This window comes from Phytobacter cepae (genome assembly GCF_054165735.1).
This window is the reverse complement of the sequence record NZ_CM135107.1, coordinates 4,439,748-4,457,826: the sequence shown is the minus strand read 5'-3', so window position 1 is coordinate 4,457,826 and position 18,079 is coordinate 4,439,748. Positions and strand designations below refer to the sequence as shown.

Below are 18,079 nucleotides of genomic sequence, written 5' to 3'. Positions count from 1 at the left end.
TTTTAACCGTTGGTATTCACGACTTTGATTTCCACCATCCCAATCCCGAGGCTACGCGGGGAGTGGCCGAGAATATTGCCTTCATTCGTCGAGACCGGATCCGGCGGGACAATCACCAATGTATTACTGCGGCTCGGGTTGGAGAAACGGAGTGTAGTGGTAGACACGTCGTTGCCAAGCGTAAGCACCTGTTCCTCTTTGCCTACGCGCACCGGGATTGGCTTATTGGCATTCGGTCCAAACGCTTTTGCGGTGATCACCAGGTCAAAATTCGCCGGGAGCGGGTCGTTGAATTCAATGGAGACCTCATTCCCTAACTGGGCATTGGACCAGCGTCCCCAGCTTTCCGGGCGAGAGATCCCAGTAAACTTTTTCACCTCTTCCGGCGCGCCGGCAACGTTGAAGACGAAGCTATCTGCCTTGTAGCGAATATCATCATCGACGATTTTTAGCCTGTCGATGTTTTGCTTATAGCGATCGGTGCTGATCACCGTTTCTTTTATCGCGGTCTTGCCATTCCACTGCGCCTTATCGACCCGCTGTACACTTTGCTGCCCACCGAGCTGCCCCTGAGAGACGCACCAGTCGGTTGAGAGTGCGAGTTCCGGCGCCCACAGACGCGCCATTTTGTAGCACTGGTCAACCCAGACAAACTTATCCCGCGGCGCAAAATCAGCAAGCTGATAGCGCAACGGTGCCGAATACTCACTTTCCGGCAGGGGCTCGACCCGCTTGTCGGAAACTCGCACCAGCAGCGGCAGACGGAATTTGCTCCCGGAGAACGCGATCATCTGCTTATCCCGGTCGACAGTGAAGGCTTCCATCTTTTTCGGGAAATTCCACAGGCGGATGATGTCGGGTTTCCAGGCCAGGGCCTTTTCTTTCATGTTCAGGAAGATGCCTGAGAGTGACTGCCCGGAAAGGCTGCTACGCCCAAGGCCGATAAAGTTGTCACCGCCAAGGATATCAAGCACGGTGGCACCGTTATCCATGGTGTTGCGCTTCATGGACAGGGTATCTTGCTGCTCTTCATCGCCGCGGATAACGAAGAAGAGATTTTTACGATCCTCTTTATTCAGGTATTTCCACGCGGTGTTGTTCATGGCCAGATGATCGGAAGAGACGACGATCACCGTATCTTTAAACCAGGGTGAGGCTTTGATCTTATTGATAAGCGCAGCAATATGCTGCTGGCTACAGGTTACAGCGCTGAAGGATTGATTCGGTTTACCGTCAAATGCATAGCTCTTACGTTCACAGGTGCGGGAAATAAAACCATCAGGATGGTGGGTGTCAACGGTCAGGGCAAACAGGGAGAAGCGTTTGCCGGAGCGGGACAGCTCCTCGTATTTTTGCCACACCTCATCCAGCACGGTATCGTCGTAGAACCCCCAGTCATTACGGTAAGCCGGGTCTTTTACCTGCGTTTTTAGCTCTTCCGCGCCGATCAAATTATCGAAACCGTGGGATTTCAGAAAGACATCTTTCCCGGCGAAGCGCAGGTTAGCTCCCTGGATGAAATAGTTTTCATAGCCAGAATTCTTCAGGATATCGCCCAGGCACAGGTTCTGCGGAAAGAAGCTGGATACGGACGCGGATGCGTTACCTTCAAATGGGGCAAAAAGCGGAATACCGCACTGGGAAGCGACCATACCGGCAATGGTATAATCCGTTCCAGGCAGTTGTTCTGTTTGGGAAAAGTCCATCCCCTGGTCTTTCAGCGTGCCCAATTCTGGCGCAAGATCGGGGAAGGCGTCGTTATTGAAATAGGTCCGTTCAAGGCTCTCGCCGTAGATATAAACCAGATTGAGTTTTGGCTGAGGAATTTTTTTCGCTGGTTCTTTGTAGTAGGCAGCAAAGTCGGGATCGCCTTCCCGAGACTGAGATTTCACCAGTTCGGTTATCTGACGAAATGCCGGGCTGGCATCAACGGAGCCGAGCGCCAGCGCAAGTGCCAGCAGGCTATAGCCAAAGTGGTAAGGACGATGGCGACGGCGGCGCAGGACCCACCCCAGTGCACAAAAAACAGCTATCAGAGCCAACACGATGCCTGCACCAGGCAGAATGTATTTGCCAATACCGGCGCCTGTCAGGCTGCTGGTCAGCGTGTAAATAACCGCGTCAGTGATCCCCTCGCCAGTGAAGTAGTCGCTGGCGTACAGCGTGATGTTTAACACGACAAAGAAGCCCAGTACCAGCAAGGTGACAGTGAACCACCAGGTATTACGGCCCGCTTTCCATGCGTAAATCACCACAGATGCGAGAAACAGGGCAATTGAAAGTAACTCGGACAACCGGCTTTCCTCAATATGACCAGCTCACTGCTGGTGCTCGATCATTAACAAAGTGAAACAATTTAATGGCGATGTAACACAGCTGCAATTGTAGTGTCACGTTATTTGCAAGTTATTAGGAATCGGTTTAGATAAGCGGAAGTTTGATCGCGGTCGCTTCTGGATAAAAAGGCGGGCCGCATTGCGGGAACAGCACAAAGGGGGAACCGCGTTTGCCCGACGGTGGGCAAACGCGAGAAGATAATCTTATGACAGGAAGTTAACGCCCTGTTTTAACACGATGTCGCAGGCTTTGGTTTTCACTTTTTCCGCCAGCGGCGTGTTGCCAATATTACTCAGGTTAAGTTGTTCACCGTTTTTGGTGTTCAGCAAACCCTGCAGGCCTTCAAGATAGTTGGTGTCCTGCTTCTGCTCCGTGGTGCCCAGGCCGAGCTTATCCATCACCTGGTTTTTAATGTTTTCGGTGTTGGTCAGCGAAGCCAGCTTGTTTTTGGCGCAGTACGACATAATACCTGCCGCATTGTTCATGGTATCAGCGCTTAAAGACTGGCTGCCGCCGTTGAGCAAACCGGTGAGCGACGACAGGGATAATCCACCCTGCTGCGCGCCGTTATTTTGACTCAGCTGACTGGCAGCGCTGGAAAGGCTGTCTTGCCATGAGGCGGCAAAGGTCGTGCTGGAGAAGAGAGCGCCGCTGATAACGATGGCGCTTAAAAGGCGAGTGGTACATGACATAATCTGGAACCCTGGATGTGACGGCAAAGTCGACAGTATACACCCCGTGCGACCCGCTTTAATCAGAGGACAATTCTCAATACTCTTTTCCGGTCACGCGGCTACGGTAGCTGTCCCAGTTGAAGTTAACCCATAAACTGTTACCCAGCCGCATCCTGTCCATCACGCGTTCGCCAAGCAGTTTGTTCATCTCATCCATGGTGCTGTTGGTCAGCATGCCGGTGGGGCGCTTCGAGGAAGATCGTCGGTCAACAATCTGATTGATAATGACTTTTTCATAACGCGATTCGGTTTGCATACCGATCTCATCAATCACCAGCAGATCGACGCTGCTGAGATCGTTAAGCAACTGCTCTTCGCTACTCTCACGATTACCAAACGTCTCTTTCATGGCAGACATAATATCGGCCACCGTAATGATTAGAACCGATTTCCCGCGCAGCAGCAGCTCGTTACAAATGGCGGCAGCCAGATGATTTTTCCCGGTGCCGGGTTTGCCTGCAAAAATGAAGCTGGCGATATTACCGTCAAATTCAGCGACATACTGGCGAGCCTGGCCCAGCGCGCGCATCTGCCCGTCACACTCGACTTTATAATTTTCGAACGAGCAGTTCTGGTGCAGAGGACGAATGCCGGAACGGTTAAAGGTGCGTTGCATTTTCATTGCCCGGTTTTCACGCGCCAGCGCAGCCGCACGAATTTCACCTTGCTCTTTTTGCCAGGCCATCAGCTCTTCGCCCGTTTTAAAGGCGGGCTGAGTATTTGCAGGCATCATCTTTTGCAGACGTTTCATCAATTCGCCGACGTTTTTCATCGTTAACCTCTGAATCCCGGTGGAATATGATTATCAGGTTGGGAAATAGCGTTCACATCGCGCTTCGCTGAACCGCCCTGACTGCTGCGGTTTATCTGTACGCTACGTGCCAGTTTCTGCTGCCACTGAACGTGGTGAAAGACTTTTCCTTCGGCCTGCCAGTAAGCGACAAAAGCAGCCAGTTCTTCAGGCGTAACGGGCTGGGCCAGGGCTATGCCCCAGAGTGCCGCCATGCGCTGAAAGTCCGCATCGGGTTGCCAGTCGGCGTACATGGGAAATTTGCCCATCGGTATGCGCGTGGGGGCAGTAGAAGGTTCGTCAAAAAATTGGGTATCCAGTGCGACATCAATGGCCGGGCGTGCCAGACGCGCTTCCAGGGCCAGCAATTGTTCCAGACGTGCAGGCGTGACGGCATAAAACGCCGGCGCGTTATTCGCAAAGACAGCTACGGCGCCCTCATTCGTTCGCGCCAGAGCGCTTGCGTGATCGCGTATAAATTCATCAACACCAATAACAGTGGACGTCAGGATTCTGGAAGACATAACGCATTCTCAAAACATGAAAGACAGTACGGGCGCACCGCGTGGCGGATTCGCAGGCATAATGACACATAGTAACACAGAGCGGAGGAAGGAGATGGAGACGAAAAAGCCGGGTTGCCCCGGCTGTGTATTTCCCAATGGTGTTGGCTACCGGATCGATGGCGTGAGCCTGCCCGGTTTCGTATTACGCGATGATCGTTAAGGTCACATCAACGTTGCCACGAGTGGCGTTGGAATAAGGGCAAACGATATGCGCGGCATCGACCAGTTTTTTCGCTTCGGCTGGATCCATACCTTCAAGGTGGATTTTCAGTTCAACTTCAATCCCAAAACCTGTTGGCAACGGACCGATCCCGACGTTTGCTTCAGTAAAGGCATCTTTCGGCATGGTGAATTTGTCACGGCCAGCAACGAATTTCATCGCGCCCAGGAAGCAGGCAGAATAGCCAGCGGCAAACAGTTGCTCCGGGTTGGTGACTTCACCGCCCATGCCGCCCATCTCTTTAGGGACGCCGAGTTTAACATCCAGCACGCCGTCGGAAGAGGTTGCACGGCCATCACGGCCACCGGTCGCTTTGGCGTTTGCGGTGTAAACCACTTTTTCTAAAGACATAACAGGTTCCTTATCGTATTTGTCGGTTGCTATATTATAGTGCGCTATTTATCTATCAGCATAGCACCCCGGTTAAGAGGGCGTTATGCGCGTTGAAATTGTTGGCGAAGCACTTCAAGTTGCTGCTTCAGTACCATTAACTGGGCGTGGTCACAATCAAACGAACACATAACGGCATTCGGTATAGATTGCGCCTGCTGCTGTAAATCTCGTCCGGCATCGCTCAGGGTAATGACCACCTGGCGTTCATCCTGACGGGAGCGCTGGCGACGAATAAGCCCCGCGCTTTCCAGACGTTTGAGCAAGGGCGTCAGTGTCGCCGAGTCGAGAAAAAGGCGTTCGCCGATGTCCGACACCGTGACATCATCCTTCTCCCAGAGCACCAGCATCACCAGATACTGCGGGTAGGTCAGATTTAACGGCGCTAATAACTGCCGATACAGTTTATGCAGCGCCAGGTTTGTTGAGTAGAGTGCAAAACAAAACTGGTTATCAAGTTCAAGCTGCGCGTTCGGGGTGTGTTTTGTTTTCATGTTTATGAATATAGATAGTGCACGATTTAATTGCAAGTTATTTATGGGCAAATATAACGCAGTACCACCTGAACAGCCATTTGACGGTAGTGCTGACGCTGCTGCTGGTCTTCATCAGCCTCAAACAGCATGGAGAAGGAGTAACTGTTAGCGACATAGTGGAAACTAAAGCTGCTGATCACCCGGTGGAGGTCACGCGCACATACGCTCTGGTTAAACAGATGCTTCTTCTGCCCGCGCACTAAAATATCTTCCAGCAAGGTCAGGGCGCTCCGGTTGACATCGCGTAGCCAGGTCGACTGCTGGATATACCGCCCACGTTGCATGTTCTCCATACAGATAATACGAATAAAATCCGGGTGATCGGCGTGATAGTCGAAGGTGTTTTCAACCAGATGTACCAGGGCTTCTACGGGGGGGAGGGTAGTCAGGTTTAGCGCTTTCTCGCTGGCGCGAATCGCGGCATAAACATACTCCAAAACCTGTAAGTAGAGGTTTTCTTTAGTCTTATAGTGGTAGACCACCATGCGTTTGGTGGTCCCCGCTTTTTCAGCGATCTGCTCCATGCGCGCGCCATTGAGGCCATATTCTGCGAACAGCGCAATCGCGCTAAGGAAGATTTTGTCTTTCACCCGAGATTCATCAAAATCGTCGGGTGCATATAAACCCTGCTGTTCCACATCTTTTCCTTATCAACCACCTTAGGGATAAGGATTTTTTACCACGCTGGCGCAATAACTCAAAATTCACACCCGTGGGCGTTTGCGGTAAATCCACAATCCCGGAATCGACAGGCCAATCGACAGCGCGCCTACAATCGATGACGCTTTGAGGAAGTTGGTGAGCAGCAAAATCATCAGTTCTTCGCTGTAGCCAAGATGGCCAATTTTCACGGCAGAGATCATTGCGGTATACGCTGAAATGCCGGGGAACATCGGGATGACCGCCGCAACGGTAAAGACTTTAGGATGAGCCAGATACCAACGCGACCAGTGAATCCCGATGCTACCGACCAGCATCGAGGCGACAAACGTTGACCATTCAATGTTGAACCCCCAGTAAACCATAGCGAAGCGGGTGCCGTGGCCAATGGCACCCAGCAGCGCACACCAGGGCAGCGCGCGGTGTGGCACGTTAAAGACCATCGCAAAACCCACGGCCGGAATGGCTGCAAGCAACATATCCTGAATAAGCGCCAGTAAAAACCAGATTACATCCATCCGCGCAGCCCCCATAAAGTCATTGCCATGACCACGCCGATACAGGTAGCCAGCGTGAGCAAGCTGGCGATTGCCCAGCGGGCGAGGCCGGTGTTGATGTGACCTTTGAACATGTCTGCGACGGCATTAATTAGCGGAAAACCCGGAACGAGTAGCAGAACGCTTGCCGCCATGGCGACGGTAGGGGTATGTATAAAAACAGGTAGCGTCAGCATCAGGCCAGAAACGGTAGTGGCAACGAAGGCGGTGATGCAAAAGTTAATTTGTGGATGCATATGCCGGTTCGCCAGCACCAGGCGGACATACATTGCCACGCTGCTGGCGCAAAAGGTGATAAAGGCGCCATCCCAGCCGCCGTTATTCAACCGGCAAAAACAGGCGCAGGAAAGACCGACCATGACCGTGACCAGCCAGCGTGGGTAACGCAATGGCTTAACCTGAGCGAAACGTTTTTCAACATCGCGCGCATCGAGCAATTTGTGCTCTGTCATGATGACGATGTGTTGCACCTCAGTCACTACATGCATATTAATGCCGCGATCGCTGTTTTTTCGTGTCGATGTCAGGCACCGCCCGTCTTTAATGGTGGTGAGCACAATGGCATTTGAGGAGATTGAACTCTCAACGCTGTCCATTCCCAACGCCAGGCCGAGGCGCGTAGAGAGCTCTTCAACAAGTGCGCTTTCGGCACCGTGTTGCAATAAAAATAGGCCGCACTGAATACACAGACGTGTGATGGCCCGTTGTGATGACTGGTCTTCTTGCATCTGCATGATAGCCCTGGTGACGTTGCTCAAGTCCCACAAGATGTGGCACGAATCGCTAATTTTTAGCACAGGTTGTGCCCATGATGGCGCGGGAGCAGATCAAGATTCGTGCAATAAATCACAAAATACTGCCAGGACGCGGGAGGGCGTGACGCTCTGTCGCAACGGAAATATTCAGGCGCCGGAAGGCGTGTGTGCCTGTATAAATGTCTAATTTCTGGTTCTATATATAATAGAGATGAATTAATTATCAGGAACTAATAGCTATTTAAATTAGTATTTATCAGGTATCGCCTTTTGTCCTGTTTCAGTACGCGGCTATTTGTTGACACTATTAATTGCGGTTTTTATAATCACAAATTGTTGCAACTTTATATTTGATATGACTCAGGTCAGCACCCTCGCTATCGATGTCATTAGTGTTTTTTGCTAACAAGGTCGTTGGCGTTATTTAAATTATTCACGTTGTTTATCTTATAAGACTCGCGAATGGATGCGGAGGTTATATGTTATCAAAACTATGTAAGTATGGAATAGTCATTAGTAGAGTCCCGGTGTTAAAAGTTGGGCTAAGTGACATTATGGAACGTCACTTTCCCGATTATGAAATGACTTTTTTCAGGTCACTGGAAGAAGTCACTTTATTGCAATTGCGCCGTGCCGATTTAATCATTGCCGATCTCTCTGGCGATCAGCGGCATACAAGAAATGTATGTGAGCAGTATTTTTCAATTATCAATCAACATGCTGATATTCACTGGGTGTTTTTTGTTTCCCGCTTTTTCTATCCTACCGCGGTTGAATTACTCATGCGCCCGGGCAGTACGCTCCTTTCAGATATGGAGCCTGTCGAAGGCATTATTGCTGCCATTCGCCACGGTAACGGGCAGGCAGAAAAAATCAGCCAGACGCTATTGTCGTCTGATTATCTCGAGAATGATGAATCCCGGGAAAAGACGGAGCGGCTGACGCTTTCTGAACGTAAGGTGATGCGATTGCTGGGAAAAGGATGGGGTATTAATCAAATCGCGATGCTGCTTAAAAAGAGTAATAAAACCGTGAGCGCGCAAAAGAATAGTGCGATGCGACGTTTATCACTGCGCAGCAACGCAGAATTGTATGCATGGATAAATAGTTCAGAAGGCATGAAAGAGCTGAACCTAATTTCAGCCTATGGAGAACGCTCAGAATGGAACGCACCTCAGTCAAAAAACACGTGGCCATCATCGAGAAGTGCATGATGAGCGAGGCGGGCCTTCGCCATCTTTTATCTTCGCCCGCCACCCAAAAATACCGTTTTCATTTTTTCAGAAATTCTCAGATTTTCATTGAAGCCATGAGTAAGACGGATTTTTTCTCCGTCATCTATTCACTTTCGGGTTTGCGTGAACCCCGGCGAGAGTGTCTGATGTGCTTAAATATGCTTTCGGTTTCCCATCCGGGCATTCAGCGGATTGTGTTGGCAGAAGACGATCGTGAAGCACGGCTGGTTAGCCGGCTTTATCCAAAGGAGCTGCACGGTATTTTAAGTAAATCAGATACATTATCTGCACTGCTCAGCCAGCTTGTGACCTTGTTGGGAGAGACCCGGCGGGTAAATGACAATGTCATTAATCATTGGTATGTCAGCCGCAGCCGCATGCTCAGCCCGACTGAACATGAAATTTTAGGCTACATGACGCGTGGGATGTCGATCCCTGAGATAGCGCATATGCTGGATCGAAATATCAAAACGGTTCGGGCACACAAGTTCAATGCGATGGCAAAGCTGGGGATTAACTCTGAAGTCGCTCTGCTCCATGCCGCAGATATTATTACCTGTGTTCCCATGTCTACCTTTGTGCAGAACACCGATTCTGCCGTGGCGTGATAACACGCTGAGCGACGCCAGGGTCATTACCCTGGCTTTTTTTTACAGGCAGACATCAATCCATTTTGCTTGCGTCAGTTCAGCCATTCGCTGGGGTGAAATACGTACCGCGCTGTGGATAGCTCCGGCGGCAGGCAGCACTTCCTCGTAATGCCTCAGTGAAATATCACAAAACACGGCTAATGGATTTTCCAGACCAAAAGGACAGACACCGCCAACAGGGTGCCCCGTCAGGGTGACCACTTCATCACTGCTGAGCATCCGCGCTTTTGCACCAAAGGTTGATTTGAGCTTTTTGTTGTCCAGACGGGCATCGCCCCTGGCAACGACGAGCACGACTTCATCTTTAATTTTCAATGACAGGGTTTTGGCTATCTGACCCGGTTCGACGCTGTGTGCAGCGGCGGCAAGGGCGACCGTCGCCGTACTTTGATTTAGCTCGATGATGTCAATATCGGGGGCATTGTCGGCAAAGAATTGCCGCACTGACTGCAAACTCATTTTCTTCTCCTGAACATAACCTTCAATAATCTGTCACAAGCCTGTGATCCCTGTAAATATTTTGTCATAACAAACTCGTTACGGCGCATTTCTGGATCGCCTTCACAATCGCGGAAACCGGTTACAGTAACCGGTTGCAGTGTTTCAAAGCGGGGTTAATACTGACTCCGTCACTTCCTCTGTTCTGATAATTAATAAGAGCCGTCTATGAAACGTATCCTGCTTCGTTGTAATGCTGGTTCGTTAGCCAGCATGGTCTTAAACCCAAAAAATGGATTGCTGCACGGCAAAGTAATCGCTGTTGCGCTGAATTATTTAGACTGACAGGAGAGCCGCTATGTCTGCCAACCATGCTGTGTTTAACGTGATTTTTCGCTTTATCGAAAACTACGTCAGCCCGATAGCCGGGCGGATTTCTTCCCAGCGTCATATCATGGCCATTCGTGATGGTTTTATCTCAGCCATGCCATTTATGATTGTCGGTTCATTCTTATTGGTCTTTGCCTATCCCCCTTTCTCCCCTGATACCACCTGGGGTTTTGCTCGTGCCTGGCTTGACCTGGCGAAGCAGTATGAGGGGCGCATTCTCACGCCGTTTGATATGACGATGGGGATTATGTCCATCTATGTCTGCGCGGCGATTGCCTACAACCTCGGCAAACATTATGCGAAATCGCATCAGCTCGATCCCTTTATGTGCGCCATGCTTGCCCTGATGGCCTTCCTGCTGGTTGCTGCGCCGAAAACCAATGGTACGCTGCCCGTAGACAGCCTGGGCGGCGTCGGCATTTTCACCGCTATTCTGGTGGCACTCTATTGTGTTGAAATGATGCGCCTTTTGAAGGTCTGGAATATAGGTATCCGCTTGCCCGAGCAGGTGCCACCGATGATTAAAAACTCGTTTGATTTACTGATCCCAGTGCTGGTGGTGGTGCTGACGCTTTATCCGCTGAGCCTGTTTATTCAAACCCAATTTGATATGTTGATTCCGCAAGCCATTATGGCGGTGTTTAAACCTCTGGTTTCCGCGGCGGACTCACTGCCGGCGATCTTGCTGGCCGTACTGATTGGTCATTTGCTCTGGTTTGCGGGGATCCACGGGGCGGCTATCGTCTCCGGGATGCTGCAAATGTTCTGGCTGACCAACCTCGGTCTTAACCAGACGGCACTGGCGCAAAGTGCCCCTCTGCCACACATCTTTATGGAGGCGTTCTGGACCTTCTTCATTGTGATCGGCGGTTCGGGTGCAACCATGGGGCTGGTGCTGTGCTATCTGCGCAGTAAATCCGTGCACTTACGCTCAATCGGACGGCTGAGCGTGGTACCCAGCATGTTCAATATCAACGAGCCAGTGATCTTTGGTACGCCGATCGTCATGAACCCGGTGTTCTTTATTCCATTCCTGCTGGCACCGATGATAAATGCGATTGTTGCCTGGGCGGCGATGAAAATGGATCTGATTGGTCGTGTGATTTCTGTTGTACCCTGGACAGCACCGGCACCTATCGGTGGTGCGTGGGCATTAGGCTGGGATTTCCGCGCGGCGATTCTGGTGGTTATTCTGGCGGTGATCTCTGCCATCATTTACTACCCGTTCTTTAAGGTTTACGAGAAGCAGCTGTTGGAACAGGAAGCCGAAGAAGCACAACGCAGGGAAGAAGAGAAACAGCAGGTGGCCTGAGCCGTGTGTAGGAGATAAAAGCAAAAAGGCAACGCAAGTTGCCTTTTTTAGCGTTTGTTTAGTGTTTGCTCCCTCTCCCAGTGGGCTGAGGAATCCCCAGTAATCTTAGGTTTTGCAGCGATATCACGGCGCAATGAGAATACAACAGTCACCACGATGACAGGGTCCGGCTGAAAATCGACGAAGCGTATCCGCAAGGCCGGGGCGACGCGCAGGGATGCGCGGCGGTGAACCACCCTGGCACGTTCACGGGTTCTGGCGTGACAGAGAAGCAAGGAACATAAGGTGAACGGAACGACCATCAGAGCCGCATTTTTCCCCTCACCCTGGCCCTCTCCCCGGTGGGGCGAGGGGACCGATCGTGCTCGTATTATTTTGTGGGGATCCCTTAGCCCTGTGGGAGAGGGTAGGGGTGAGGCCATCAGGCCGCACAAGGTTACTTCAGCGTGCAGTCGCCGCACTGCTGGACATCCGGCAGGCGGTAACGCTGGCAGCAGGTACGTCTGACCAGTGCGCCTTCTCGGGTCACAACGGTCCGCCAGAGGGGATTATCGTTGCCATCAGAAAGGTGTTTCTCAAAGAAACAGAACTGACGCAGGGCTGCCACTCGCGTTTCACCCAACAGCGGAATCATCTCCCCCAGGCACCAGTTAATCAGGTAACCGGTATTACTCCAGATAAGCTTACCGTTTATCTCACCCGTCGCCTCCAGTGCCTCGACAACAGGCTGCATGGCTTCACGAATCAGGGCTTCAATACGTGGGATATCGCCTTGTGCAGTCAGCCTGTCGTCCTCCCACACATCCATCCAGAAGCAGGCCGCGCGACCCGTTTCGTGAAACTCAACGTGAAGATGTTCCGGCGACAGATCCAGCGCCTGCTTCTGGGTTAAGAGTGCCAGCAAAAGCGGGGGCACCATCAGCCCGAGATACCACTGCGCCCAGAGCGAAAGAAGGGGTTTACCTTCGTAGGGCAATGTTGGTTGTTTTTGATAGATATGCCTGGCATAAATTTCTTTTAATTCATCCAGCCAGGCTGGACGCCGCCACTCGGTCAGCGTGACCGCCTTGCGGGGCGCAAGTTCGTTGAGCTTGATGAAATCTAAAAGATGCGGCCGCAGGCGGGTTAGCGTGTCGCGCACAGCGCTCGCCAACGCGTCAGTGTTTGAAACATGCCTGACGCGTCGAATAACGAATTCATTTAACGGTGCGCAACGATAAGCCATAGTGACCGGATAGATGGAAATCTAAATGATAATGATTGCCAATCCTAGCCAGAGGTAAAACCGATAGCAAGATGTTTATGGTAAAGAAAGCATCATGCGTTGTCAGGCGAGCTGTAAATCATCACTCACCAGAATATTATTGCGTCCCTGATGCTTAGCTTCATAGAGCGCTTTATCCGCTTTACTCAACGCTTCTTCAATATCACCGTCTTCGAGCGGAGCGATACCGATACTCACCGTCACATTCGTGGCCACACTTTCGTTAAACATATGGGGAATATCGAGATCATAGACCTGCTGGCGAATACGCTCCGCTGCGGCGCGGGCGCGCTCGATATCGATGCTGTTGAGCAAAATCATAAATTCTTCACCGCCGTAGCGAGCCACGATGTCACGAGAGCGAACGGCATTTCGAATGGCCGCTGAAACCCGAATCAGCGCCTGATCGCCCATCATATGACCGTAGTGATCGTTGTAGGCTTTAAAATGATCGATATCCAGTAACAGGACAAAGCGCGTGCCATCATCCAGCGCCAGCAGATTATCAAGTTTGTGCTGTAAGCCACGGCGATTGTACAGGCCAGTAAGGGGATCGAGCATGCTTAGGTCATTGAGCGTTTTTCGCTCTTGCATCAGGCGATACATCAACGCCTGTGAGAAATTATCGTTACGCTTCTGAATTACATGCTGTATGGAGATGGCGATCAGCGGTAGCGCAAAGGCATAACACAGCCGTATCGACATTTCACCACTGCTTAACCAAAGGCAGGTAGCGAAGGCCGGGAAAGAGTGCAGCACAAACGCGATAATATTATTTGAAAAGGCGAGGGCGCCAATAAACAAAACACTTAATAGGGCAATTAGCAGATAAGTAGAATCATTATTTTCCAATGCCCTGGCTTTAATAATGACATGCCAGGCCCACAGGCCGCCAAATAAAAATGAACTCAGAGTGATATTTAATTTCTTCTTGGGGTAATGCCATTGCCAGAGTAATGCAAGCCCACTTGAGCCCAGGATCAGGCACAAAGGCAGGGTGAGCGCGCGCAGGTTGCTGAGCGGCAGAGCGATAGAAAACAGGGCTGAAATGACATTGAGTAACAAGAAAAGTCGAAGTGATAAGCGATATTTCTTTTTACAGAGCGATTGCCAGGATTGAGCTGTCATATATTTAAAAAGTCGTTATTAATCTGCAATGTATAATTTAATGGGTTGCCAAAGTGATAAATAACGCGAAGAAAAGTGACCGCGAAAAGACGAAATTGTTTAGATTTAATTAAGTGGCGCTTAATTTATCACCTTCATGAATGTCTGTCACCTGAAGATGAGTAAAGTTCATACTGCTTTTTGCCGCTTTTTGTCGGTATGCTGACAAATGAGAAAACATATCATATGATATTGGTTATCATTATCAGTGTGAGAGTCAAAACCATGTTGCAACGTACGTTGGGAAGCCGGTGGGCCCTTCTGTTACCAGGTATTGTCGTCGCAGTGATGGCGTTTGCCGACCTTCCTCTGAATGCCTGGCGTGCAGTCATCGTGATAGGTTTATTGCTGACACCGGCCATGCTCTACCATAAACGTTTACGCCACTTTATCTTGCTGCCATCAGGCGTTGCATTGGTGGGCGGAATTATCATGGCCATGCTGAATGTAAAAACGATGATGTAAGCGGAAATCGAGCTGAGAAGTGCTGCGGGAGAGGTCATAAGATATTTGGTGCGAGGGGGGGGACTCGAACCCCCACATCCTAAGGACACTAACACCTGAAGCTAGCGCGTCTACCAATTCCGCCACCTTCGCACAACTATCTTACTTTGGGTCTTACGTTGATATCGCCTCGTTGGTGCGAGGGGGGGGACTCGAACCCCCACATCCTAAGGACACTAACACCTGAAGCTAGCGCGTCTACCAATTCCGCCACCTTCGCCCAGTGCGAGCAATATCATTGTGGATTATGGTGCGAGGGGGGGGACTCGAACCCCCACATCCAAAGGACACTAACACCTGAAGCTAGCGCGTCTACCAATTCCGCCACCTTCGCATACCATCGATACAATAAGTATCGTTACCACGGAGGCGCATTCTAGATGTTTTCTGGTATTCGTCAACAGTTAATTGCAGGCCACTTTTGCAACTGATGTAAAAAAACGCAGCGGAAATGGGCAGTTAAAAACCCGGTAAACAAACCGTTACCGGGCAAGAGAGTATTAACGCTTAGCCTGGCGGGTCATCACCGTACGGTAGACCTTGAAACGCCCGGTTTGTGCGAGCACTTCATGGAAGCCGAAGATCTCATCAAGCACGGCGGGGTAGGGCAGGAAGGCGTTGGCGACAATGCGCAACTCGCCACCGCTGTTCAGATGACGAACCGCGCCACGGATCAAGACTTGCGTTGCTTCAAGACTGGTCTGCAGGCCATCGTGGAACGGTGGGTTGGAGATAATCATATCGAAACGACCGGTTACGTCAGAGAAGACGTTACTGGCGAATACGTCACCTTCCAGGCCGTTGGCGGCAAGGGTGGCTTTACTGGCTTCGATCGCCGGAGCAGAAACATCGCACAGCGTCAGACGCACCTTCGGCGAATGACTGGCGAGCACGGTGGAAAGCACACCAGCTCCGCAACCGACATCCAGCACTTTACCTTTAGTGTGCGGTGTAAAGGTGGATAACAGCAACTGGCTGCCCACGTCCAGGCCATCACGACTGAAGACGCCCGGCAGGGTTTTGATCGTCAGGCCATCCAGCGCATACTCGTTCCAGAAACCCTGAGCATCAAAGGTCGGCTGTTTTTCCAGGCGACCATGGTAAAGCCCGCAACGACGCGCACTGTCGACTTTATTCAACGGTGCGTAGTCGGCCAGCATCTGCTCAGCACTGCGCACGCCGCTACGGTTTTCGCCGACCACGAAAATGTCCGTCCCAACCGGCAGGAGGGAGAGCAGGTTCATGAGCTGGTACAGCGCTTCAGGTTTGTTTTTCGGCCAGTAGTAGATAAGCGTATCGCTATCGCCAACCGCGCCTTGTTCAAGGCTCAGTGCGAAGACCGCGTCATCGCCCATCTGGCGGTTGAGCGTTTGCCACTGATGATATTGTTGGGTCCAGGCACGGCTATACGCCGTGTCCAGCCTGGCAGGCAGGTCATCCTGCAAGTCACCGGCAAAAAGAATACGGCTTAGTTCGAAATCATCACTGTGGCGCAGCAAGACTTCACTTGCCGGGGTTAAAGCAGACATGGAGGGTTCCTCATTAAACTCAGCCCGGGATTATACACGTTATCCTTCATGCTGCCTCTTTGTTGACGGCGTCTTCGCACCCCGGTCACTTACTTGAGTAAGCTCCCGGGGATACTCATCCTTGTCGCCGCGATGCAACATGAATGATTTTGTGTATACACGTTATCCAATACGCAGACTCTTTGTTGACGGCGTCTTCGCACCCCGGTCACATACTTGAGTAAGCTCCCGGGGATACTCATCCTTGTCGCCGCGATGCAATATGAATGATTTTGTGTATACACGTTATCCTTCATGCTGCCTCTTTGTTGACGGCGTCTTCGCACCCCAACACACAACCTCTTTGCGATTGGGCGCATCATACCCCGGTCACTTATTTGCTTGATGGCGCATAATCGACGAGTTTGGTATATTTGCGCGCCTGACAAACAGGAGTGATTCACGATGACGACCCGACGCGACTGGCAATTACAGCAACTGGGCATCACCCAGTGGTCCCTGCGCCGCCCGACGGCGTTACAGGGCGAAATCGCTATCTCGCTTCCGGCTCATATTCGTCTGGTGATGGTATCTCCTGAACTTCCCGCACTGGCGGAGCCGCTTATCGGCGATGTATTACGTGCGCTGGCCGTGAGTGCCGATCAGGTTTTGCAACTGACACCGGACCGCGTGGTCATGCTACCTGAAGGCTCTGCCTGTAATAGCTGGCGACTCGGGGTTGCAACGCCCCTGATGCTGGCAGGCGCACAAGTGGCATCACCCGCTTTAGACGAACTTCGGGGAAACCCGGCGGCACGTGCCGCGTTATGGCAACAAATCTGCGACTATGAACACGATTTCTTCCCTCACCACGACTGATTTAACCCGCGCTTACGAGATTGAAACCCGGGCACATGCGTTTCCCTGGAGTGAGAAAACGTTTGCCACCAACCAGGGCGAACGGTATCTCAATTTTCGCCTGATGGCCGGTGAGGTGATGGCTGCGTTTGCCATCACTCAGGTCGTGGTGGATGAGGCAACGCTGTTTAATATCGCCGTCGACCCGGACTGGCAACGTCAGGGGCTGGGGCGGCAGTTGCTGGAGCACCTGATCGTTGAGCTGGAAAAGCGCGATGTGCTAACGCTCTGGCTTGAGGTCCGGGCGTCAAACCATGCCGCTATCGCGTTGTACGAAAGTTTGGGCTTTAACGAGGCGACAATCCGTCGTAACTACTACCCCACGGCGAGCGGACGCGAAGACGCCATTATCATGGCGCTGCCGATTTAATAAATGAAAGGTGATGATGTAATGAGATGGGACTGGATATTCTTTGATGCTGACGAAACCTTGTTTACGTTTGATGCGTTCGGCGGCTTACAGCGGATGTTTCTTGACTATAGCGTCACATTCACTAGCGAAGATTTTCAGGATTATCAGGCGATTAACAAGCCGTTGTGGGTGGATTACCAGAACGGCGCCATCACCGCATTGCAGCTTCAGCACCAACGCTTTCAGGGCTGGGCCGAGCGCCTTTGCGTTGCACCCGGCGATTTAAACAACGCCTTTCTCAATGCGATGGCGGAAATTTGCGCGCCGCTGCCGGGGGCTGAATCTCTGCTCAAATCGTTAAAAGGCAAAGTGAAGCTGGGTATCATTACCAACGGCTTTACCGCCCTGCAGCAAATTCGTCTGGAACGCACCGGTTTTCGTGACTACTTTGATTTACTGGTGATTTCCGAGCAGGTCGGTGTCGCAAAACCCGACCCCCGTATTTTCGATTTCGCGCTGGGACAGGCGCAAAATCCGGATCGCGCCCGTGTGCTGATGGTCGGTGATACCGCCGAGTCAGACATTTTGGGCGGCATAAACTCTGGGCTGTCTACCTGCTGGCTCAACGCGCACTCGCGCGTCCTGCCTGAGGGCATCAACCCGACGTGGACCGTGACTTCGCTAACCGAACTGGAGCAACTCCTGTGTAAACATTGATTGTCTGCACTCAGTCGTTGAGTACAATAGCCGCATTTTTCGTATCTCCTGGCGTGGCTGTAGCCGTGCCTTTACACAG

At 51.4% G+C, this 18,079-nt stretch carries 20 protein-coding genes and 3 tRNA genes; 7 read left to right on the top strand and 16 right to left on the bottom strand.

The annotated features are described in order from the left end of the window. Positions 1 to 2 precede the first annotated feature (2 nt). From opgB to ACUY4Q_RS20890, 9 genes are all read right to left on the bottom strand, one after another. Entirely contained in the window at positions 3 to 2,294 is a 2,292-nt protein-coding gene (gene opgB / locus ACUY4Q_RS20930) for a phosphatidylglycerol--membrane-oligosaccharide glycerophosphotransferase (protein WP_458044593.1), read from the bottom strand. Between the two features lie 246 nt (positions 2,295 to 2,540). Further along, entirely contained in the window at positions 2,541 to 3,029 is a 489-nt protein-coding gene (locus ACUY4Q_RS20925) for a YjjA family protein (RefSeq protein WP_458044592.1), read from the bottom strand. 76 nt (positions 3,030 to 3,105) lie between these two features. Further along, complete coding sequence (gene dnaC / locus ACUY4Q_RS20920; protein ID WP_458044591.1) at positions 3,106 to 3,843, bottom strand: replicative helicase loader DnaC; 738 nt, start codon at positions 3,841 to 3,843, stop codon at positions 3,106 to 3,108. A gap of 2 nt (positions 3,844 to 3,845) precedes the next feature. Then, positions 3,846 to 4,385, bottom strand: a complete 540-nt coding sequence (gene dnaT / locus ACUY4Q_RS20915; RefSeq protein ID WP_458044590.1) for a primosomal protein DnaT — start codon at positions 4,383 to 4,385, stop codon at positions 3,846 to 3,848. A gap of 184 nt (positions 4,386 to 4,569) precedes the next feature. Next, positions 4,570 to 4,998 (bottom strand): organic hydroperoxide resistance protein, encoded by a 429-nt coding sequence (locus tag ACUY4Q_RS20910; protein WP_458044589.1) that lies wholly within the window; start codon positions 4,996 to 4,998, stop codon positions 4,570 to 4,572. Positions 4,999 to 5,081: 83 nt separating this feature from the next. Further along, positions 5,082 to 5,531 (bottom strand): MarR family winged helix-turn-helix transcriptional regulator, encoded by a 450-nt coding sequence (locus ACUY4Q_RS20905; RefSeq protein ID WP_458044588.1) that lies wholly within the window; start codon positions 5,529 to 5,531, stop codon positions 5,082 to 5,084. A 41-nt stretch (positions 5,532 to 5,572) separates the two neighbouring features. After that, positions 5,573 to 6,211: a TetR/AcrR family transcriptional regulator gene (locus ACUY4Q_RS20900; RefSeq protein WP_458044587.1), complete on the bottom strand. Its 639-nt coding sequence runs from the start codon at positions 6,209 to 6,211 to the stop codon at positions 5,573 to 5,575. A 66-nt stretch (positions 6,212 to 6,277) separates the two neighbouring features. Next, positions 6,278 to 6,751, bottom strand: coding sequence for a threonine/serine exporter (locus ACUY4Q_RS20895; protein ID WP_458044586.1), 474 nt, complete (start codon positions 6,749 to 6,751; stop codon positions 6,278 to 6,280). Continuing rightward, a complete protein-coding gene (locus tag ACUY4Q_RS20890; RefSeq protein ID WP_458047408.1) occupies positions 6,742 to 7,518 on the bottom strand; it encodes a threonine/serine exporter family protein in 777 nt (258 codons plus the stop codon). The genes ACUY4Q_RS20895 and ACUY4Q_RS20890 overlap by 10 nt, the downstream gene beginning before the upstream one ends. Before the next feature lie 506 nt (positions 7,519 to 8,024). On the opposite strand from ACUY4Q_RS20890, the gene ACUY4Q_RS20885 reads away from it, so the two are divergent. Beyond that, positions 8,025 to 8,759: a helix-turn-helix transcriptional regulator gene (locus ACUY4Q_RS20885; protein ID WP_458044585.1), complete on the top strand. Its 735-nt coding sequence runs from the start codon at positions 8,025 to 8,027 to the stop codon at positions 8,757 to 8,759. Next, positions 8,708 to 9,388 (top strand): DNA-binding transcriptional activator BglJ, encoded by a 681-nt coding sequence (gene bglJ / locus ACUY4Q_RS20880; protein ID WP_458044584.1) that lies wholly within the window; start codon positions 8,708 to 8,710, stop codon positions 9,386 to 9,388. The genes ACUY4Q_RS20885 and bglJ overlap by 52 nt, the downstream gene beginning before the upstream one ends. A gap of 42 nt (positions 9,389 to 9,430) precedes the next feature. On the opposite strand, the gene ACUY4Q_RS20875 is transcribed toward bglJ, so the two are convergent. Further along, on the bottom strand, positions 9,431 to 9,889 hold the full coding sequence (locus ACUY4Q_RS20875) for a YbaK/EbsC family protein (RefSeq protein ID WP_458044583.1): 459 nt from the start codon (positions 9,887 to 9,889) through the stop codon (positions 9,431 to 9,433). Positions 9,890 to 10,226: 337 nt separating this feature from the next. On the opposite strand from ACUY4Q_RS20875, the gene ACUY4Q_RS20870 reads away from it, so the two are divergent. Continuing rightward, positions 10,227 to 11,570, top strand: coding sequence for a PTS sugar transporter subunit IIC (locus ACUY4Q_RS20870; RefSeq protein WP_458044582.1), 1,344 nt, complete (start codon positions 10,227 to 10,229; stop codon positions 11,568 to 11,570). Between the two features lie 436 nt (positions 11,571 to 12,006). On the opposite strand, the gene fhuF is transcribed toward ACUY4Q_RS20870, so the two are convergent. Together fhuF and ACUY4Q_RS20860 are read right to left on the bottom strand one after the other, a co-directional pair. Next, positions 12,007 to 12,795, bottom strand: a complete 789-nt coding sequence (gene fhuF / locus ACUY4Q_RS20865) for a siderophore-iron reductase FhuF (RefSeq protein ID WP_458044581.1) — start codon at positions 12,793 to 12,795, stop codon at positions 12,007 to 12,009. Between the two features lie 102 nt (positions 12,796 to 12,897). Beyond that, entirely contained in the window at positions 12,898 to 13,962 is a 1,065-nt protein-coding gene (locus ACUY4Q_RS20860; protein WP_458044580.1) for a GGDEF domain-containing protein, read from the bottom strand. 225 nt (positions 13,963 to 14,187) lie between these two features. Between ACUY4Q_RS20860 and ACUY4Q_RS20855 the strand changes: the two genes are divergently transcribed. Beyond that, on the top strand, positions 14,188 to 14,466 hold the full coding sequence (locus ACUY4Q_RS20855) for a DUF1435 domain-containing protein (RefSeq protein ID WP_458044579.1): 279 nt from the start codon (positions 14,188 to 14,190) through the stop codon (positions 14,464 to 14,466). A 46-nt stretch (positions 14,467 to 14,512) separates the two neighbouring features. Here ACUY4Q_RS20855 and ACUY4Q_RS20850 read toward each other — a convergent pair. From ACUY4Q_RS20850 to rsmC, 4 genes are all read right to left on the bottom strand, one after another. Beyond that, a tRNA-Leu gene (locus ACUY4Q_RS20850) sits at positions 14,513 to 14,598 on the bottom strand. Positions 14,599 to 14,639: 41 nt separating this feature from the next. Beyond that, positions 14,640 to 14,725: transfer RNA gene (locus ACUY4Q_RS20845), tRNA-Leu, on the bottom strand. 28 nt (positions 14,726 to 14,753) lie between these two features. Beyond that, a tRNA-Leu gene (locus ACUY4Q_RS20840) sits at positions 14,754 to 14,839 on the bottom strand. 166 nt (positions 14,840 to 15,005) lie between these two features. Further along, positions 15,006 to 16,034, bottom strand: a complete 1,029-nt coding sequence (rsmC, locus tag ACUY4Q_RS20835) for a 16S rRNA (guanine(1207)-N(2))-methyltransferase RsmC (RefSeq protein WP_458044578.1) — start codon at positions 16,032 to 16,034, stop codon at positions 15,006 to 15,008. A 444-nt stretch (positions 16,035 to 16,478) separates the two neighbouring features. Here rsmC and ACUY4Q_RS20830 point away from each other — a divergent pair, with 444 nt between their 5' ends. From ACUY4Q_RS20830 to yjjG, 3 genes are read left to right on the top strand one after another with little or no spacing between them, the layout of a single operon-like run. Continuing rightward, a complete protein-coding gene (locus ACUY4Q_RS20830) occupies positions 16,479 to 16,892 on the top strand; it encodes a DNA polymerase III subunit psi (RefSeq protein WP_458044577.1) in 414 nt (137 codons plus the stop codon). After that, positions 16,861 to 17,301, top strand: coding sequence for a ribosomal protein S18-alanine N-acetyltransferase (gene rimI, locus ACUY4Q_RS20825; protein ID WP_458044576.1), 441 nt, complete (start codon positions 16,861 to 16,863; stop codon positions 17,299 to 17,301). Before ACUY4Q_RS20830 ends, rimI begins: the two co-directional genes overlap by 32 nt. A 21-nt stretch (positions 17,302 to 17,322) precedes the next feature. Further along, a complete protein-coding gene (gene yjjG, locus ACUY4Q_RS20820) occupies positions 17,323 to 18,000 on the top strand; it encodes a pyrimidine 5'-nucleotidase (protein WP_458044575.1) in 678 nt (225 codons plus the stop codon). Positions 18,001 to 18,079: the final 79 nt, after the last annotated feature.

What these genes read in the sequence shown, in the direction of transcription:
- ACUY4Q_RS20860 (WP_458044580.1), bottom strand. Translation starts at nt 13,962, where the DNA reads ATGACAGCTCAATCCTGGCAATCGCTCTGTAAAAAGAAATATCGCTTA.
- yjjG (WP_458044575.1), top strand. Translation starts at nt 17,323, where the DNA reads ATGAGATGGGACTGGATATTCTTTGATGCTGACGAAACCTTGTTTACG.
- rsmC (WP_458044578.1), bottom strand. Translation starts at nt 16,034, where the DNA reads ATGTCTGCTTTAACCCCGGCAAGTGAAGTCTTGCTGCGCCACAGTGAT.
- ACUY4Q_RS20925 (WP_458044592.1), bottom strand. Translation starts at nt 3,029, where the DNA reads ATGTCATGTACCACTCGCCTTTTAAGCGCCATCGTTATCAGCGGCGCT.
- ACUY4Q_RS20910 (WP_458044589.1), bottom strand. Translation starts at nt 4,998, where the DNA reads ATGTCTTTAGAAAAAGTGGTTTACACCGCAAACGCCAAAGCGACCGGT.
- ACUY4Q_RS20855 (WP_458044579.1), top strand. Translation starts at nt 14,188, where the DNA reads ATGATATTGGTTATCATTATCAGTGTGAGAGTCAAAACCATGTTGCAA.
- ACUY4Q_RS20875 (WP_458044583.1), bottom strand. Translation starts at nt 9,889, where the DNA reads ATGAGTTTGCAGTCAGTGCGGCAATTCTTTGCCGACAATGCCCCCGAT.
- ACUY4Q_RS20885 (WP_458044585.1), top strand. Translation starts at nt 8,025, where the DNA reads ATGTTATCAAAACTATGTAAGTATGGAATAGTCATTAGTAGAGTCCCG.
- rimI (WP_458044576.1), top strand. Translation starts at nt 16,861, where the DNA reads ATGAACACGATTTCTTCCCTCACCACGACTGATTTAACCCGCGCTTAC.
- dnaT (WP_458044590.1), bottom strand. Translation starts at nt 4,385, where the DNA reads ATGTCTTCCAGAATCCTGACGTCCACTGTTATTGGTGTTGATGAATTT.
- ACUY4Q_RS20895 (WP_458044586.1), bottom strand. Translation starts at nt 6,751, where the DNA reads ATGGATGTAATCTGGTTTTTACTGGCGCTTATTCAGGATATGTTGCTT.
- bglJ (WP_458044584.1), top strand. Translation starts at nt 8,708, where the DNA reads ATGGAACGCACCTCAGTCAAAAAACACGTGGCCATCATCGAGAAGTGC.
- ACUY4Q_RS20890 (WP_458047408.1), bottom strand. Translation starts at nt 7,518, where the DNA reads ATGCAAGAAGACCAGTCATCACAACGGGCCATCACACGTCTGTGTATT.
- ACUY4Q_RS20905 (WP_458044588.1), bottom strand. Translation starts at nt 5,531, where the DNA reads ATGAAAACAAAACACACCCCGAACGCGCAGCTTGAACTTGATAACCAG.
- dnaC (WP_458044591.1), bottom strand. Translation starts at nt 3,843, where the DNA reads ATGAAAAACGTCGGCGAATTGATGAAACGTCTGCAAAAGATGATGCCT.
- ACUY4Q_RS20870 (WP_458044582.1), top strand. Translation starts at nt 10,227, where the DNA reads ATGTCTGCCAACCATGCTGTGTTTAACGTGATTTTTCGCTTTATCGAA.
- fhuF (WP_458044581.1), bottom strand. Translation starts at nt 12,795, where the DNA reads ATGGCTTATCGTTGCGCACCGTTAAATGAATTCGTTATTCGACGCGTC.
- ACUY4Q_RS20830 (WP_458044577.1), top strand. Translation starts at nt 16,479, where the DNA reads ATGACGACCCGACGCGACTGGCAATTACAGCAACTGGGCATCACCCAG.